Below are 14,618 nucleotides of genomic sequence, written 5' to 3'. Positions count from 1 at the left end.
CGCAGGCACCGCTGGGGTAGAATGCCGACTCTTTTCCACAGCCTGCCGCCACCATGACCGATTCCCACACCACCTCCCCTCCCCTCGTCGCCGTGATCGGCGGCGGCCCCGCTGGCCTGATGGCTGCCGAGGCCCTGGCTCAGGCCGACGTGGCGGTCGAGGTGTTCGATGCGATGCCGTCGGTGGGGCGCAAGTTCCTGCTGGCGGGCGTCGGCGGCATGAACATCACCCATTCCGAACCCTACCCAGCCTTCATCGGTCGCTATGGCGAACGCCGCGAAGCCATCGACGCGCTGCTGCGTGATTTCGATGCCGACGCCCTGCGCCAGTGGATCCACGGCCTGGGCATCGACACCTTCGTCGGCACCTCGGGGCGGGTCTTCCCCACCGACATGAAAGCGGCGCCGCTGCTGCGCGCCTGGCTCAAGCGCCTGCGCGATTCCGGCGTGGTTATCCACACCCGGCACCGCTGGCTTGGCTGGGACACGGAAGGCGCACTGCGAATCGGTTATCCACAGGGCGAACGCCTGGTACACGCCACTGCCGTGGTCTTGGCACTGGGCGGCGGCAGTTGGGCGCGTCTGGGCTCGGACGGCAGCTGGGTGCCACTGCTGGCCGAGCGCGCTGTGGATATCTCGCCATTGCGCCCGAGCAACTGTGGTTTCGAAGTCCAGGCCTGGAGCGATCTGCTCAGGGACAAGTTCGCCGGCGCGCCGCTGAAGAACATCGCCCTGAGCGTACCTGGCAGTGCCCCGCGCAAGGGCGAGTTCATCCTCACCGCCCAAGGCGTGGAAGGCAGCCTGGTGTACGCCTGGTCGGCGGCAGTCCGCGCCGGTATCGAGCGCAACGGTCGCGCTACCTTGCTGCTTGACCTGCTGCCGGATCGCCCTGTGGATAAAATCGCTCAGGCCCTGGCCAAGCCCCGTGGCTCCCGCTCGATGGCCAAGCACCTGCATGGGCAGCTCGGCATCGACGGTGTGAAAGCCGCGCTGCTGCGCGAGCTGACCGACCAGGCCACCTTTGCCGACCCCGTTCGCCTGGCCCAGGCAATCAAGGCGCTGCCGATCGAACTGGTGCGCACGCGGCCGCTGGATGAGGCGATCAGCAGTGCCGGTGGCGTGCGTTTCGAGGCGATGGACGAGGGCTTGATGATCAAGCAACTACCCGGAGTATTCTGCGCCGGCGAGATGCTGGACTGGGAAGCACCGACCGGGGGCTACCTGCTGACGGCGTGCTTTGCCAGCGGACTACGGGCCGGACGGGCGGCGCTGGAGTGGTTGTACGAGCGTAAGGCGGCCTCCCTGTAGGAGCCACTCTCTTGTTCGAAACCTAAAGGCCAGCCCAATCCCCTGTGGGAGCGGGCTTGTCCCGCGAACACGGGCGTAGCCCGTGCCAGGCAGCGCAGTGTCTTTTTCGCGGGTAAACCCGCTCCCACAGGGATTGGGATGGCTTTCAGATTTTTGAACAAGACCCTGCACTAGGGTTTGCGCTTGCGTGGCCCACTGTTGAAGCTCGGCACCTTGCGCACCGGCTTGACCGTCGGTGCCGAATCTTCCGAGCTGTCCATCCACTTGCCGAGCCCGCGCTTGGCACTGGTCTCTTTGGGTTTCTTGGGCTTTTTCGGCTTTTTCAGCACCTGGCCGCTGGCATCGGTCATCGGCACCCGGTGATCGGGGATGAAGTCCGGCTCTTCATGACGCGGCAACGTCTGGCGGATCAGGACCTCGATCGCTGACAGCAGTTGCACCTCGTCGGCACACACCAGGGAAATCGCCTCGCCCTTGTTACCCGCTCGCCCGGTACGACCGATGCGGTGCACGTAATCCTCGGCAACGATCGGCAGGTCGAGGTTGACCACCAGTGGCAGGTCGTCGATATCGATGCCGCGAGCAGCGACGTCAGTCGCCACCAGCACCTGGATTTCCCGCGCCTTGAAGGTATCCAGCGCCCGCTGACGGGTCGCCTGTGGACGATCGCCATGGATGCCATCGGCATTGACCCCCTCTGCCAGCAGCCGCTCGACCAGTTGATCGACGCCGTTGCGGGTCTTGGCGAACACCAGCACCTGCTTCCAGCGCTGCTTGCGCATCAGGTGGCAGAACAGGTCGGCCTTGCGCTTCTTGTCTACCGGCACCATCCATTGCTTGACGGTGGTGGCGGCGGCGTTGCGCGGGCTGACTTCGATACTCAGCGGATCGTTCAGGGCCAGGCCGGCGAGCATGCGGATCTGGTCGGAGAACGTCGCCGAGAACAGCAAGGTCTGGCGCTTGCGTGGCAAGGCGGCGTACACGGCCTGCAGCTCTTCGGCAAAGCCCAGGTCGAGCATGCGGTCGGCTTCGTCGAGCACCAAGGTTTGCACCTGGCCGAACTTCACCGCGTTCTGGCGGAACAGATCGAGCAGGCGGCCCGGCGTGGCCACCAGCAGGTCGACGCCACGGCGCAGGCGCATCATCTGCGGATTGAGGCTGACGCCGCCGTACACCGCGTAGGTGCTCAACGGCAGGTGCTCGGCGTATTCACGGATATTGGCGTGCACCTGCTCGGCCAGCTCGCGGGTTGGCACCAGCACCAACGCGCGGATCGAATTGCTGGCCACCTTCTCACCCTCGAGCGCCAGGCGTTGCAACACCGGCAAGGCGAAACCGGCGGTCTTGCCCGTACCGGTCTGGGCTGCGGCCATCAGGTCGCGCCCTGCCAGCACGGCGGGGATGGCCTGGGCCTGAATCGGGGTCGGGGTGGAATAGTCCCGCTGCTGCAGGGTGCGCAGCAGGGGTTCGATCAGGCCGAGCTTGGCGAAATTCATGGTGATACCGTCAGGGGGTTCAGCGAAGGCGGCAGTTTACCGCAAGCCCCCTGGAGTTGCGCTGGCTTTGACGCCCGCTGCCCCCACCGGATGCACCTGCTCCTCAGGCCACCTGCCGTGGCGCGCGCCGCCACTGTGGCAGCCCGATCAACACCACCGCCCCGACGATCACGCCCATGGCCAGGCATTCCTCGGCGCCGATCCGTTCACCAGCAAAGGCAATCCCGAGCAATACCGCCACCACCGGGTTGACGTAAGCGTAGCTGGTCGCGGCCGCCGGCCGCACATGCTTGAGCAGGTACATGTACGAGCTGAAGGCCACGATCGAGCCGAAGAAGATCAGGTAGGCCAGTGCCCCCCAACCCGCTGCCGTCGGCATCTGGGCCAGGCGTTCACCGCTCAGGGCGCTGCCGATCAACAACGCAGCACCGCCCACCAGCATCTCGGCAGCACTGGCCATGGCGCCCTGGGGCAAGGGCAGGTTCTTGCTCCACACCGAGCCGAACGCCCAGGCCGCCGCTGCGAACAGGATCAACGCTGCCCCCATGGGGCTCGCCTGCAGGTTCGAACCGAGGTTGAGCAAGCCGATACCGGCAAGCCCGAGGAAAATCCCCGCCCATTCCAGACGCGAATTGCGATGACCGAACAACAGCCCGAACAGCAACGTGAACAACGGCACCGTGGCCACCGCCAGCGCTGCAACGCCCGATGCCACGCCGGCATGCTCGGCCAGGGTCACGCCACCGTTGCCGCAACTGAGCAACAGAAACCCGATCGCCCCCGCCGCCCGCCATTGCGCCCAGGTCGGAGCCGGCACCCCGCGCCAGCGCAGGAAGCCATACAACAGGCTGCCGGCAATGACAAAACGTACCCCAGCCATCAGCAACGGCGGCCAGGATTCGACACCGATGCGAATGGCCAGGTAGGTAGACCCCCAGACCAGGTAGAGGGCAATGAAGGCGCCGATCAGCAGCCAGGGAAAACGACGGGAGGCAGGCATGACAAAAGACTCGAAATCCGTTTACGGGTGACTTAGTTTAGGAAGGCGCTCCCGCAAACATAAGCTACAAAACACGTTTAATAGGCCCATACACTTTGCAATGAACGGTAATTCGCCTGTTTTCCCGTTGATTGCACATTCGCAACGAGAGACCCATGGACAAGTACGATCGCATGCTGCTCGCCGCCCTGCTCGAAGACGGTCGCGCCACCTATGCCCAGCTCGCCCGTCAGGTCAACCTGTCGGCGCCTGCGGTGGCCGAGCGAGTCGCCAAACTCGAGGCCAGCGGAGTGATCACCGGCTACGCCGCCAAGGTCGACCTGGAAAAGATCGGCCTGCCGATCCAGTGCATCATCGAACTGCGCCTGGCCAGCCATGGCAACCAGCAGGCCTATGACGCCCTGGCGCGCATCCCCCAGCTCACCGAATGCCACCGGGTCACGGGCGACCCGTGCGTGATCATGCAGGCGGCAGTGGGTTCGATGCATGAACTGGAGGCGCTGATCAACCAGGTGTCGCAACTGGGGTTCAGCAAGACGTCGATCATCCTGTCCAGCGCGGTGGAGCGCCGGGTGCCGCTGGACCACTTGCAGGGCAATGGCAGGAAGGGGTGAGTCCGCCCGCTCAGTGACGCAGCAGCAAATCACCCTCGATCGGTACATAGCGCGTGGCTGCGCGAATCAACGACAGCGCCGTGAGCCCTGGCGCGCCGTAGACCACCGTCTCGACGCCATGGCGCAGCATCACCCGCTCGAGCAACTGGTCGAAGTCGCCATCGCCGGAGGCCAGTACGACCTGATCGACCCGGCTGGCGGCCTCATACACGTCCAGGGTGATGCCCACATCCCAATCTCCCTTGGCCGAGCCGTCGCTGCGCTGGATGTAGGGTTTGAGGCGCACCTCGAAACCGAGGTTGCGCAGGATCTGCTGAAATTGCTGCTGCTTGCTGTCACCCCGGTCGATGGCATAGGCCACGGCCTCGACGATGGCGCCATCGCGGCTGACCTGGGACCAGAGGGCACTGTAATTGAAGTGACAACCATGGGCCTGGCGCACGGTGTAGTAGAGGTTCTGCACATCCGCGAACAGCGCGATCTTTTTCACCTGGTGGCCCCGGGATAAAGGCGAAAGGGGCGCAGTGCGCCCCCGGGAATCCCGCGATTATGCCAGACGCGTCAGACGAAGGTGTCGTCATCGTCCGAGAAGAAACCACCGCCGCCGCTGTCGTAGTCGCTGTCCACGAAGCCGCCCTGATCATTGCCCCAACCGTCGTTGTCAGCAACCTGGCGCTGTTTGTCCTGATCATTCCAGCCGCCATTGTCGCTGGCCAGCGCCGGCTCTTCACGGATCACCTCGACCACCTCGTTGGGTTGCGAGTTATGGCTGAACAAGCTGCTGATACCTTGCGCCAGCAGTACACCACCCGCCACGCCCGCTGCGGTCTGCATGGCGCCCCCGAGGAAGCTGCTCGCACCACTGCGCGCCGGAGCCGCAGCGAAACCTTGCGCTTGCGCCTGGGGCTGTGGGGCATAGGCCTGGGGCGCAGGCTCGCGCCAGCCACCAGAGCCGGAGGCAGGGGGCGTCGCGACCGGACGCTGAGGCTCCGGGCTACGCGCACTGCTGCCAAAGATGCTCGACAGGAAGCCACCACTGGCCTTTGGCGCCTCTTGCTGGGCCTGGGCGCGGGCTTGTCTGAGCTCGGCCTCGAGTTGCTTGTTCTGCTCGTCGAGCTTCTTGATCGCCGCCTCTTGGACCAGGATCGCCTGAGCCATGTAGTAAGGCGCCGCAGGCTGCTGGCGCAGGTGCTCCTCGATCCGCGCCTGGGCCTGGGCATCGCGCGGCTGCTGTGGATCCTCGGCCTGCTTGATGCGGCCGAACAGACCGTCGATCAGGGTTTGTTCTTCAGTGTTCATGGGCTACCTCTTGGGCCATGCGGAACATCGGACAAGGTCAAAGATGGGGCGTGGCTGGTCAGGATTCAATTACAGGGCCGATGAAACTTTTTTCAGCATCGCCCGCTCCTGGGCTAAAGTGACGCACTGCTTTTTCCTGCGATATAGACCGATGAACCCGCTGACGATCCTGCGCGACTCCCTCTACTTCTTCCGCCGTCACTTCACCAGCATCCTGCAGTTGTGCCTGCCGCTGGTGGTGCTGGAAGCCCTGTTCAGCCAATTGCTGTACCGCCAGTTGGGTGACGACGCCTCGCCGGCCTACGGCATGCTTGTCAGCCTGCTGTTCTACCCGCTGTACAGCGCCGCGCTGATCCTCTACCTGGATACCCGCAGCAACGGCCAACAGATCAGCAAGCGCAACCTGTTCGCTCGCGCCGTGCAGTTGTGGCCGGCGCTGGCCCTGCTGATCCTGATCAGCTCGCTGCTGATCATGGCGGGCCTGGCGCTGTTCATCTTCCCGGGCGTATGGATCATGATCAAGCTGGTGTTCGCCGAGTATCTGCTGGTCCTGCGCGGCCTTCCCGTCATGCAGTCGATGCGCGAGAGCGCACGCATGACCACCGGGCACTTCATGCGCATCCTGATCTGCGTGCTGTCGGTGCTCGCACCGCTATGGCTGCTCGATGGCCTGCTGCTGATGGCCTTCCCAGAGCCGCAGCCAGGCGCGCAACTGGTGCTGGACAGCCTGAGTGGCTTCCTGCAGTTGTTCAGCAGTGTGGTGCTGTACCGCTTGTTCATGCTGTTGGAGAGCGAGGCCGGCGCCGCTGCGGGAAACTGAAAGCTGCACGGGATGACGGCAACGCTCTGGAAAGCGTTCGCGGTGCCCTGCCCAACGTATTGCATCGACACTCCTGAACGACGCCCGACAGTCGCGGGCCACCCTCAGGAGCTGCATGCAATGGGTATGACAACAGATTCCGCAACTGAGCTACAGCGTGACTTCAAAGCCACGATCTACTGGATGAAGGGGAACGTGCTCGTCCCGATCAGGCGGAGCAAAACGACGGATAAATTCACCTGGGGCGTAGTTCCGGGGGACGACTGGCTGCAGGCGGGAGGTGACCAACCTTCTATGGTTCTGGACTTCGAGTTTCATTCCAAGACCGAAGACCGCCTGCACTACATGATCAGCAGGTCGAGCGGATTCAGCAGGCTTGGGCGAAGCGTCAACGGCTATCTCGGGCTCTATCAGGTCAGCGAAGTGACCGACTACTGGAAACTCGAACCGTTGCGGCACGCGCCCAATGGCTGGGTCTGTCGCTTGCGTGATCACGAGGGGCATGGCGTGAAAACCTGGCAGGACGACCCTCATTTCGATAACTTCACCTACCACTTCCTGAACACCTACGAAGGGAACGACGCCGAGTTCCTCGTGGTTCCCACAACCTGAACCCCAGCGCTCACAGCAACCCGAGGGTCAGTGCCTTGAGCGTTGCTGCAGCGCGCGTGGTGCATTCGAGCTTGCGGAAGGTGCTCTCGACATGGGTGCGCACGGTACTGGGACTGATGCCCAGCAACCGCGCGACTTCCTTGTTGCTGTGACCCAGGCTGATCTGGCGCAGCACCTCGCTTTCGCGTTCACTCAACAGTCCACCGCCCCCTTTGGCTGCCGGCAGCTTGCGCTCCCCGCGCGCGGCAGCGAACACGGCTTCACAACACTGCAGGTCGAAGCGCCCCTGTTGCGCCTCCAGCCTGAGCAACTGCTCGGCCTCCTGCTGGCCAAGCGCCGCTCGCCATGGGCGCTCGGCCCGCAGCGCCTGCCAGGCGAGCGCCACGGCCAGCAAGCGCTGCTCCGGCGCCAGGGCATCACCCTCCACGCCACGAAAATAACCACTGCCATCGAGACGCTCGTAGGCGTGTGCTGCAAGCTTGCCCGCACGCTGCAATGCCGGTATCTGCGCGCAAGCGCGCTGAGTCCAGTAGGGCACCAGGCGAATCTGCTCGCGGTCGCCCTCAAGCAATGCACCCGGCAGGTTCCATACCCGGTTCGGCACCGCGGCGCGGCCGATGCCATGCACCAGCGCCGCCTGTCTTAGCACGCCCTGCAGCGCCTCCGGCATGCCCATCAGCCCGGCGGCGTCATGCACCAGCGCAGCCACACCACGCGAATAGCCCGCAAGCCAGGTCAACTTGAGGTCGATGACATCGGCAACCAGGGTCAAAGGCACATCGGAGCAAGCTGTATTCGAGGTCGTCGCTTGTTCAGCCTCCTGCAAGTCATGCAACCAGTCGGCCGCCTGACACTGCAGCTCCCTCACCAGGCTGCGCGGGTAGCGTTGATCGGCCTGCCCCTCGATCCAGGCCAGCGCAGCCTCAAGACCCCGCGCTCGCGAAAGGATCTCCAGGTCACCTGCCAGCACCACCTGATACACCACCTCAGGCACCTGTGGATGACGCAGGCCGGATGGGCGACCGCTACCGTCGAAGTGCTCGAACACGTGCCGCAGCCCCTGCTCCACTGGCGCGCCCAGTCCAAGAGCAACTGCAACCTCACCAGCCACCTCGCAGTGCACGCGCGCCAGCGGCCCGGTCTGCAGCATCGCCCGCTGCCCGGCGGCGTCGAGGGTCTGCGCGAGCATGGCTTGACGGCCACCCACGTCGTCCCCGAGCAGGCGGGTGAAATCTTCGGCATTGGCAGTGCACCCCGACCAGCGCAACCGTGCGACATCAGCGGCCACCTGCAGGTGGTCGCCCTCGCCCATACAGGCGTGCGCGAGCCTGCGCGCCAGCTGCGCCGTGCGGCGCGACTGATCGATAGGCTGGCCCATGCTCAGGTCACCCACCATCGACAAGGCGAGGATGGCGTCTTCCAGGGGGATGTAGTCGGCAACAGGCATGAGCGGTCCACAGTTCAGTGAGTTGGAGGCTCGGTCATTCGACCGATACCCGTGAAGGCACAGCCTGCCGAGAATACAGCCATCACTCACAGGAGACCGCGCCATGTTCCGATTCAAAACGCTTGCCACCGCAATAGCAATGACTGCCTCGATCTTCACCCTCGGCAGCAGCTTCGCCGACACCGCCAAACCGTCGGTCGTCATCGTCCACGGTGCCTTCGCCGACGGCTCGGACTGGGCCAAGGTCGTGCCGCTGCTGCAGGCCCAGGGCATCAAGGTCACGGTGGTGCAGAACCCGCTGACCTCACTGGCCGAGGACGTCGCCGCGACCCGGCGCGTGCTGAACAACCAGCAAGGGGACGTGGTCCTGGTCGGCCACTCCTGGGGCGGCACGGTGATCAGCCAGGCAGGTACCGACGCCCACGTCCGCGGGCTGGTCTATGTCGCGGCATTCGCACCCGATGCCGGCCAGGCCAGCAAGGACCTGGGCCAGGGCTACCCGACCCCACCCGGCATCAGCCAGATCGCGGCCGACAGCAACGGCTACCTGTACCTGACGCCTCAAGGCATGGCCACCGATTTCGCCCAGGACCTGCCCAAGGCCCAGACCGACATCATGACCGCCACCCAGGGCCCGATCCGCGCCTCGGCCTTCGAGGACCGCACCAGCGCTGCTGCCTGGAGCAGCAAACCGTCCTGGTACGTGGTTGCAGGTCAGGACCGCATGATCGACCCAGGCCTGCAACGCGCCTTCGCCAAGAAGCTGGGAGCACAGACCACCCAACTGCAGACCAGCCATGTGCCGCAGCAGTCGCAGCCGGCCGAAGTGGCCAATGTGATCCTGCAAGCGGTGGACAAGGTTGCCAGCAGTCAGTGACCTGCGCGACATGCTTCGCCCTTGCAGGAACGCTTTCGCTGCTGCTATCGGTGAAGCAACTGCAAAGTCGAGGGTGTGTATCCGTTCCGGACACGCCCTCGACTCGCCTCAAGGCATCATCGCCTAACTCAAGTACCCCTTGGTTTGGCGCGGGCAGTGGCTTGCGCGACCAACGGGTCATCTGGCCAGAAATGCTTGGGGTACCTGCCCTTCAGATCCTTCTTCACCTCGAGGTAGGTCGAGCGCCAGAAGTTCGCCAGGTCCTGGGTCACCTGGACCGGGCGCCGGGCTGGGGACAGCAGGTGCAGCTTGAGCACCTGCCTGCCGTTGGCAATGCGTGGCGTGTCGGCCTGCCCGAACAACTCCTGAAGTCGAACGGCAAGCACGGGTGGGCGCTCGCTGTAGTCGATACGAATACTGGATCCCGAGGGTACCGCCATCGTCTGGGGTGCCTGGGCATCCAGTTGCTGCGGCAGCGGCCAGGGCAGGAGATTGCGCAGGATCGAAGACAGATCGAGCAGGGCGAAATGGCTGAGCCGGGCGACTTTGCCGACATAGGGCCCCAACCATTCATCCAATGATTGCAGCAACGTCTCATCCCGCAGGTCGGGCCATTGGCCGACGACACCCGCTTCCTCATCCAGTACCCGCAACAGGTCCACACGTGCCTGCCACTGACGAAGGTCAGGCGTCCAGGGCAGAAGCTCCAGGCCTTTGCGTCGAACATAGTCGAGCAGCGCCTGCACGCGCGCCTCATCGCTCAGAGAGGCCAGGGGCGTGCGCGACAGCACGAGCTCGCCAACCTTGGTTTGTCGTTCGGCGCGCAGGGCGCCCTCTCGCTCATCCCAGTCGAGCTCATCCACCGTACGGACCTGCTCCTTCAGCACGGTGTCGAACAGCGCCGCGTCGAGGTCGGCGGCCAGGTAGATCCGCTCCTCCCGCTGGCCCTGTCGGCTGCCCAGGTCCGCGATGGCCAGCCAGGTGTGCTTCATCAAGGCGTCCGGCTCGGTGAACATCGCTGCCCGGCCATTGGCCAGACGATATTCGGCCCCGCCATCACGGCGCTGCTGGGCGACACGGTCGGGATAAGCCAGCGCGAGCAGGCAGCCCACCCAACGTGGATGATGAGGATCGGCGACGGCTTGCGACACAGGGCCGCGCAGGTAGGATCGATACTGCCTGGAAAGTTGCCTGGCGCGCTGGGCGCCCCCCTGCTCACCGCGCTGGGCACGTTGCTCACCGCTGAGAATGGCCAGCCGACTGTGCAGGTCAGCGCCCGCGCCACGCTGTATATCCCGCTCTCCCAGCAAGGCCGCGATAGTGCACGCGGTTTCGGCCAGCCCCAACTCGTGACCTCGCAGCAGAAGATGGGCGATTCGAGGATGGCTCGGCAGCTCGGCCATCGCCTGACCGTGCCGGGTCAGTTGCCCATCCGGCTGGAGCGCGCCAAGGCGGCGCAGCAAGTCGTTGGCCTGTGCGTATGCAGCCGCAGGGGGTGCATCGAGCCACGCCAGCTCATTCGGCTGGACACCCCACTTGGTCAACTGCAGCGCCAGCCCGGTCAGGTCCGCCTGCTGGATTTCGGCGGTGGCGAAGCCTGCCATCTGATCGTGCTGCGCTTCGGACCACAAGCGATAGCAAACGCCGGGCTCCAGCCGCCCGGCACGCCCTGCCCGCTGGGTAGCGCTGGCCCTGGAGATCCGCTGGGTATCCAGACGAGTCATGCCGCTGCGTGGGTCGAAGCGCGGAACACGCTCAAGCCCGGCATCGATGACCACCCGCACGCCATCGATGGTGACGCTGGTCTCGGCAATGTTGGTGGCCAGCACCACTTTGCGCATCCCCGGGGGCGCAGGGTCGATCGCGGCCCGTTGCTGGTTCAGATCGAGCTCTCCATGCAACGGGCAAAGCAACGTATTGCGCTTCAGGGATGGGGAGGCATCGAGGCTGTCCTGAAGCCCTGTCAGGACGCGACGGATTTCAGCCTGGCCCGGCAGGAACACCAGCAGGCTTCCCGATTGCTCGGCCAACGCATCGAGACAAGTGCTGATCACTCGCGGCTCGATGTACTCGCCGGCTTGCTGCGGCTTGCCCCAGATCGTCGTGACCGGGAACATCCGCCCCTCGCTGGTGATGATTGGAGCGTCATCCAGAAGGCGCGACAGCCTTTCTCCTTCGAGGGTCGCCGACATGAGCAGCACTTTGAGCGCCGTGTCGTCCCGGAACAGTTCACGACCATTGAGCGTGAGCGCCAAGGCAAGGTCAGCATCGAGGTTTCTCAGGTGGAATTCATCGAATATCACCAGCCCCACGCCCTCCAACGCCGGATCGGCCTGCAGGCGGCGGGTGAGAATGCCTTCGGTAACCACTTCGATGCGGGTATCCGGCCCGACCTTGCTGTCCAGCCGGATGCGATAGCCGACCGTCTCACCGACCTTTTCCCCCAGCTCGCTGGCCATGCGCTCGGCGGCAGCGCGAGCCGCGAGACGACGCGGCTCGAGCATGACGATACGCTGTCCGGCCAGCCATGGCTCGTCGAGCAGCGCCAGGGGCACACGGGTCGTCTTGCCCGCGCCAGGCGGCGCCTCGAGCACGGCTTCGTGGCGTTCGGCCAGGGCCTGACGCAGGGCGGGCAAGACAGCATCGATCGGTAAAGAATTCATGGTGGTCCTCAAGCTGGCGAGCGAGTATAACGGCGAACCGAGACCGCTTCGTCATGGTCTGAGCATCAGGTGCGGACGTTTTTGCCCGACCTCCTGCAGTCACCTTTCCGGAGATTCACATGCGCATCCATTCCCGCGTCATCGGTGGCGCCCTCATCGCCGCCCTGCTGACCCAGCTGACGGCCTGCGGCACCATCCTCTATCCCGACCGTCGCGGCCAGATCGAAGGCAAGATCGATCCGGTAGTCGCCGTCATGGACGCGATCGGCATCCTCTTCTATGTCATCCCTGGCCTGATCGCCTTCGGTGTCGACTTCGCCACGGGCGCCATCTACTACCCAGGCGGCAAGACCGCCCAGGTCGACCCGGCCAAGCTCAAGCCTGCGGTCGATGCCGATGGCAAGATCGACAACCTCAAGCTGCAGGCTATTCTCGAAAGCGAACTGGGCCAGCGCCTGCCCCTGAACGATCCGCGGCTGATCCAGCACCGTGGCAGCGTTGAACAGCTGGCCGCCTTCGGCCTGGTCCCGGCCGCCTGAGCGACACCGGAATGACACGCCACGCATGACTGCCACCGCCGAACATCAACGCCTGCTGCGCCTGGCCACCCGTGCTTCGCTGACGGTAGCCAGCATTCTCGTCCTGGCCAAGGCCATTGCCTGGTGGCTGAGCGGCTCGGTGAGCCTGCTCGCGGGCCTGACCGATTCGGCGCTCGATGCCGTCGCCTCCTTCCTCAACCTGCTGGCAGTGCATTACGCCCTGCGCCCGGCCGACGACGATCACCGCTTCGGCCACGGCAAGGCCGAGGCCCTGGCCGGTATGGCCCAGGCATTGTTCATTGCGGTCAGTGCGGTATTGATCGGATTCCAGGCGGTGGAGCGCCTGCAGACCCCACAGCCGCTGGGCGACACGGGCGCGGGCATTGCGGTGATGCTGCTGTCGCTGGCGTTGACCGTGGCGCTGCTGGCATTCCAGCGCAAGGTCATCCGCATCACCGGCTCCACAGCGGTACGTGCCGACTCGCTGCATTACCGCTCCGACCTGCTGCTCAACGGCAGCATCCTGCTCGCCCTGCTGCTGGCCGGCTTTGGTTGGCCACAACTGGATGCGCTGTTCGGCCTGGGGATCGCGCTGTACATCCTCTGGAGCGCCCTGCAGATTGCCCGTGAGAGTACCTCGATCCTCATGGACCAGGAGCTCCCCGCCGACATCGGCGAACGCATGCAGGAACTGGCCCTGGCCATTCCCGGCGTCAAGGGCGTGCACGACCTGCGTACCCGTGTGTCAGGCAGCCATTGGTTCGTCCAGCTGCACCTGGAACTGCCCGGCGCACTGCCGCTGCATGACGCCCATGCCCTGTGCGTGAAGGCATCGGAGGCGATCCGCGAGCGTTATCCGCGCGCAGATGTCATGGTGCACGCCGACCCTGTCTAGCGGCCAGAGCACATTTGCGCTGCCCCCCCTAAGCCTCGCCCCTCAGTTGACGCTGTACCCCCGACCGCTCAGGCACGCTGCCAGCGAGCGGCGATAGCCGTTGGCTACATTGGCCGGTGGCGCATAGGTGGCCGTGGCCGGATCGAACCCGGACTGGCTGACGGCCCAGCGATGGCATTGGTAACGATCCTGCTCCTGCTGCTCGGGGCCCTGTCCGTTCGCCGGATAGGCGACGACGTCATAGCCATTGTCCACCTGAGGCTGGGATTGCGGTGCATACGCCGGGGCGGACGGATTGACCACCACGTACTCCTGGCTGTCAGGCTGATACTGGTAGTAGGTATCGGCTACCAGGAAGTAGAGCAATCCGCTCAACCACACTTCCTGGGCGTAGGGAGGCAGGTAGTTCACCCGCACGCCATAAGGCGGGCGCACCACGATGTAGCCGCCGCTATGCGGGCGATACCAGTAGCCGCCTGAATAGAAGTAGTCCTGACCGCGGTAAGGCACTTTCCAGTAACGGTCCGGAAAACGGTCCGTGGTGTAGCCAGGGCGGTATTGCGGCCCCGGCCCCCAGCCATTGCCATGGCCGTCGGGTCGGCCCTGCCAATCACCGCCCGGGCGCTGGCCAGGGCCGCCCGCCTCCCAGTGGCGGATATCGCCGTTACGGCGCGGAATATCCTGATAGTAGCCCTGGCGCGGTGGCTGGGTCTGGCGCACTTCGTCACGGGAGTTGAGTGGCGAGCTACCTTGAGCTGGACCGTTGGGCTCCTGCTGGCCACCCCAGCCACGCCCGTCGCCCGGCCCTTGGGCCAGCGCCCCGAGGCTGATGCCCATGCCCAGCAAACCAACACCCGCCCACTGCCAGATGCGTGACCTCATGCTCGTCCTCTCGATAACCACAGCGCTTGATGGCAGCAGTCTAACCTGAGGCGGGGGCAGGCAGATGAAATCCCCCCAGGCACACGAGCAATAAAAAAGGGAGGCCATTGGCCTCCCTTCAGGAATTGTCGTCCGTGCTCGACGCTTGTGGCGTCGGCTCACCTCAC

14 protein-coding genes are annotated in these 14,618 nt (G+C 64.8%); 7 read left to right on the top strand and 7 right to left on the bottom strand.

Features of this window, described 5'->3' with window-relative positions; genetic code table 11:
- Window positions 1-53: 53 nt before the first annotated feature.
- The gene (locus ACMGGG_RS00995; protein ID WP_414154732.1) at window positions 54-1,307 is read left to right on the top strand and encodes a TIGR03862 family flavoprotein; all 1,254 of its coding nucleotides are present in this window, start codon (window positions 54-56) and stop codon (window positions 1,305-1,307) included.
- A gap of 170 nt (window positions 1,308-1,477) precedes the next feature.
- Here ACMGGG_RS00995 and ACMGGG_RS00990 read toward each other — a convergent pair whose 3' ends face one another.
- A complete protein-coding gene (locus tag ACMGGG_RS00990) occupies window positions 1,478-2,803 on the bottom strand; it encodes a DEAD/DEAH box helicase (RefSeq protein WP_063542646.1) in 1,326 nt (441 codons plus the stop codon).
- A gap of 103 nt (window positions 2,804-2,906) precedes the next feature.
- A complete protein-coding gene (yedA, locus tag ACMGGG_RS00985; RefSeq protein ID WP_414154731.1) occupies window positions 2,907-3,803 on the bottom strand; it encodes a drug/metabolite exporter YedA in 897 nt (298 codons plus the stop codon).
- A 155-nt stretch (window positions 3,804-3,958) separates the two neighbouring features.
- Between yedA and ACMGGG_RS00980 the strand changes: the two genes are divergently transcribed.
- The gene (locus ACMGGG_RS00980) at window positions 3,959-4,417 is read left to right on the top strand and encodes an Lrp/AsnC family transcriptional regulator (RefSeq protein WP_054892846.1); all 459 of its coding nucleotides are present in this window, start codon (window positions 3,959-3,961) and stop codon (window positions 4,415-4,417) included.
- A gap of 10 nt (window positions 4,418-4,427) precedes the next feature.
- Here ACMGGG_RS00980 and ACMGGG_RS00975 read toward each other — a convergent pair whose 3' ends face one another.
- A complete protein-coding gene (locus ACMGGG_RS00975; protein WP_054892845.1) occupies window positions 4,428-4,907 on the bottom strand; it encodes an NYN domain-containing protein in 480 nt (159 codons plus the stop codon).
- A 71-nt stretch (window positions 4,908-4,978) separates the two neighbouring features.
- Entirely contained in the window at window positions 4,979-5,716 is a 738-nt protein-coding gene (locus ACMGGG_RS00970) for a DUF2076 domain-containing protein (RefSeq protein WP_414154730.1), read from the bottom strand.
- 151 nt (window positions 5,717-5,867) lie between these two features.
- Between ACMGGG_RS00970 and ACMGGG_RS00965 the strand changes: the two genes are divergently transcribed.
- Both ACMGGG_RS00965 and ACMGGG_RS00960 read left to right on the top strand, forming a co-directional pair.
- Entirely contained in the window at window positions 5,868-6,536 is a 669-nt protein-coding gene (locus ACMGGG_RS00965; protein ID WP_063542640.1) for a YciC family protein, read from the top strand.
- Window positions 6,537-6,656: 120 nt separating this feature from the next.
- On the top strand, window positions 6,657-7,148 hold the full coding sequence (locus ACMGGG_RS00960; protein ID WP_414154729.1) for a hypothetical protein: 492 nt from the start codon (window positions 6,657-6,659) through the stop codon (window positions 7,146-7,148).
- A gap of 10 nt (window positions 7,149-7,158) precedes the next feature.
- On the opposite strand, the gene ACMGGG_RS00955 is transcribed toward ACMGGG_RS00960, so the two are convergent.
- On the bottom strand, window positions 7,159-8,595 hold the full coding sequence (locus ACMGGG_RS00955; RefSeq protein ID WP_063542638.1) for an HD domain-containing phosphohydrolase: 1,437 nt from the start codon (window positions 8,593-8,595) through the stop codon (window positions 7,159-7,161).
- A 103-nt stretch (window positions 8,596-8,698) separates the two neighbouring features.
- Here ACMGGG_RS00955 and ACMGGG_RS00950 point away from each other — a divergent pair, with 103 nt between their 5' ends.
- Window positions 8,699-9,472, top strand: coding sequence for an alpha/beta fold hydrolase (locus ACMGGG_RS00950; RefSeq protein WP_063542636.1), 774 nt, complete (start codon window positions 8,699-8,701; stop codon window positions 9,470-9,472).
- Between the two features lie 128 nt (window positions 9,473-9,600).
- Here the strand turns inward: ACMGGG_RS00950 and hrpB are convergent, their stop codons facing one another.
- Window positions 9,601-12,135: an ATP-dependent helicase HrpB gene (hrpB, locus tag ACMGGG_RS00945; protein ID WP_414154728.1), complete on the bottom strand. Its 2,535-nt coding sequence runs from the start codon at window positions 12,133-12,135 to the stop codon at window positions 9,601-9,603.
- A 119-nt stretch (window positions 12,136-12,254) separates the two neighbouring features.
- Between hrpB and ACMGGG_RS00940 the strand changes: the two genes are divergently transcribed.
- The gene (locus tag ACMGGG_RS00940; protein ID WP_054892836.1) at window positions 12,255-12,674 is read left to right on the top strand and encodes a hypothetical protein; all 420 of its coding nucleotides are present in this window, start codon (window positions 12,255-12,257) and stop codon (window positions 12,672-12,674) included.
- 25 nt (window positions 12,675-12,699) lie between these two features.
- The gene (locus ACMGGG_RS00935) at window positions 12,700-13,569 is read left to right on the top strand and encodes a cation diffusion facilitator family transporter (protein WP_112897251.1); all 870 of its coding nucleotides are present in this window, start codon (window positions 12,700-12,702) and stop codon (window positions 13,567-13,569) included.
- A 42-nt stretch (window positions 13,570-13,611) separates the two neighbouring features.
- Here ACMGGG_RS00935 and ACMGGG_RS00930 read toward each other — a convergent pair whose 3' ends face one another.
- Entirely contained in the window at window positions 13,612-14,451 is an 840-nt protein-coding gene (locus ACMGGG_RS00930; protein ID WP_414154727.1) for a DUF6515 family protein, read from the bottom strand.
- Window positions 14,452-14,618 lie beyond the last annotated feature (167 nt).

The organism is Pseudomonas sp. BNK-44-b (assembly GCF_047456245.1).
Classification (GTDB): Bacteria; Pseudomonadota; Gammaproteobacteria; order Pseudomonadales; family Pseudomonadaceae; genus Aquipseudomonas; species Aquipseudomonas machongensis.
The sequence above is the reverse complement of the archived record's forward strand: the minus strand, read 5'-3'. Positions and strand labels throughout refer to the sequence as shown.

Bases quoted from the DNA above. Each gene is read 5' to 3' on its own strand.
- ACMGGG_RS00995 (WP_414154732.1), top strand. From the start codon at position 54: ATGACCGATTCCCACACCACCTCCCCTCCCCTCGTCGCCGTGATCGGC.
- ACMGGG_RS00990 (WP_063542646.1), bottom strand. From the start codon at position 2,803: ATGAATTTCGCCAAGCTCGGCCTGATCGAACCCCTGCTGCGCACCCTG.
- yedA (WP_414154731.1), bottom strand. From the start codon at position 3,803: ATGCCTGCCTCCCGTCGTTTTCCCTGGCTGCTGATCGGCGCCTTCATT.
- ACMGGG_RS00980 (WP_054892846.1), top strand. From the start codon at position 3,959: ATGGACAAGTACGATCGCATGCTGCTCGCCGCCCTGCTCGAAGACGGT.
- ACMGGG_RS00970 (WP_414154730.1), bottom strand. From the start codon at position 5,716: ATGAACACTGAAGAACAAACCCTGATCGACGGTCTGTTCGGCCGCATC.
- ACMGGG_RS00965 (WP_063542640.1), top strand. From the start codon at position 5,868: ATGAACCCGCTGACGATCCTGCGCGACTCCCTCTACTTCTTCCGCCGT.
- ACMGGG_RS00960 (WP_414154729.1), top strand. From the start codon at position 6,657: ATGGGTATGACAACAGATTCCGCAACTGAGCTACAGCGTGACTTCAAA.
- ACMGGG_RS00955 (WP_063542638.1), bottom strand. From the start codon at position 8,595: ATGCCTGTTGCCGACTACATCCCCCTGGAAGACGCCATCCTCGCCTTG.
- ACMGGG_RS00950 (WP_063542636.1), top strand. From the start codon at position 8,699: ATGTTCCGATTCAAAACGCTTGCCACCGCAATAGCAATGACTGCCTCG.
- hrpB (WP_414154728.1), bottom strand. From the start codon at position 12,135: ATGAATTCTTTACCGATCGATGCTGTCTTGCCCGCCCTGCGTCAGGCC.
- ACMGGG_RS00940 (WP_054892836.1), top strand. From the start codon at position 12,255: ATGCGCATCCATTCCCGCGTCATCGGTGGCGCCCTCATCGCCGCCCTG.
- ACMGGG_RS00935 (WP_112897251.1), top strand. From the start codon at position 12,700: ATGACTGCCACCGCCGAACATCAACGCCTGCTGCGCCTGGCCACCCGT.
- ACMGGG_RS00930 (WP_414154727.1), bottom strand. From the start codon at position 14,451: ATGAGGTCACGCATCTGGCAGTGGGCGGGTGTTGGTTTGCTGGGCATG.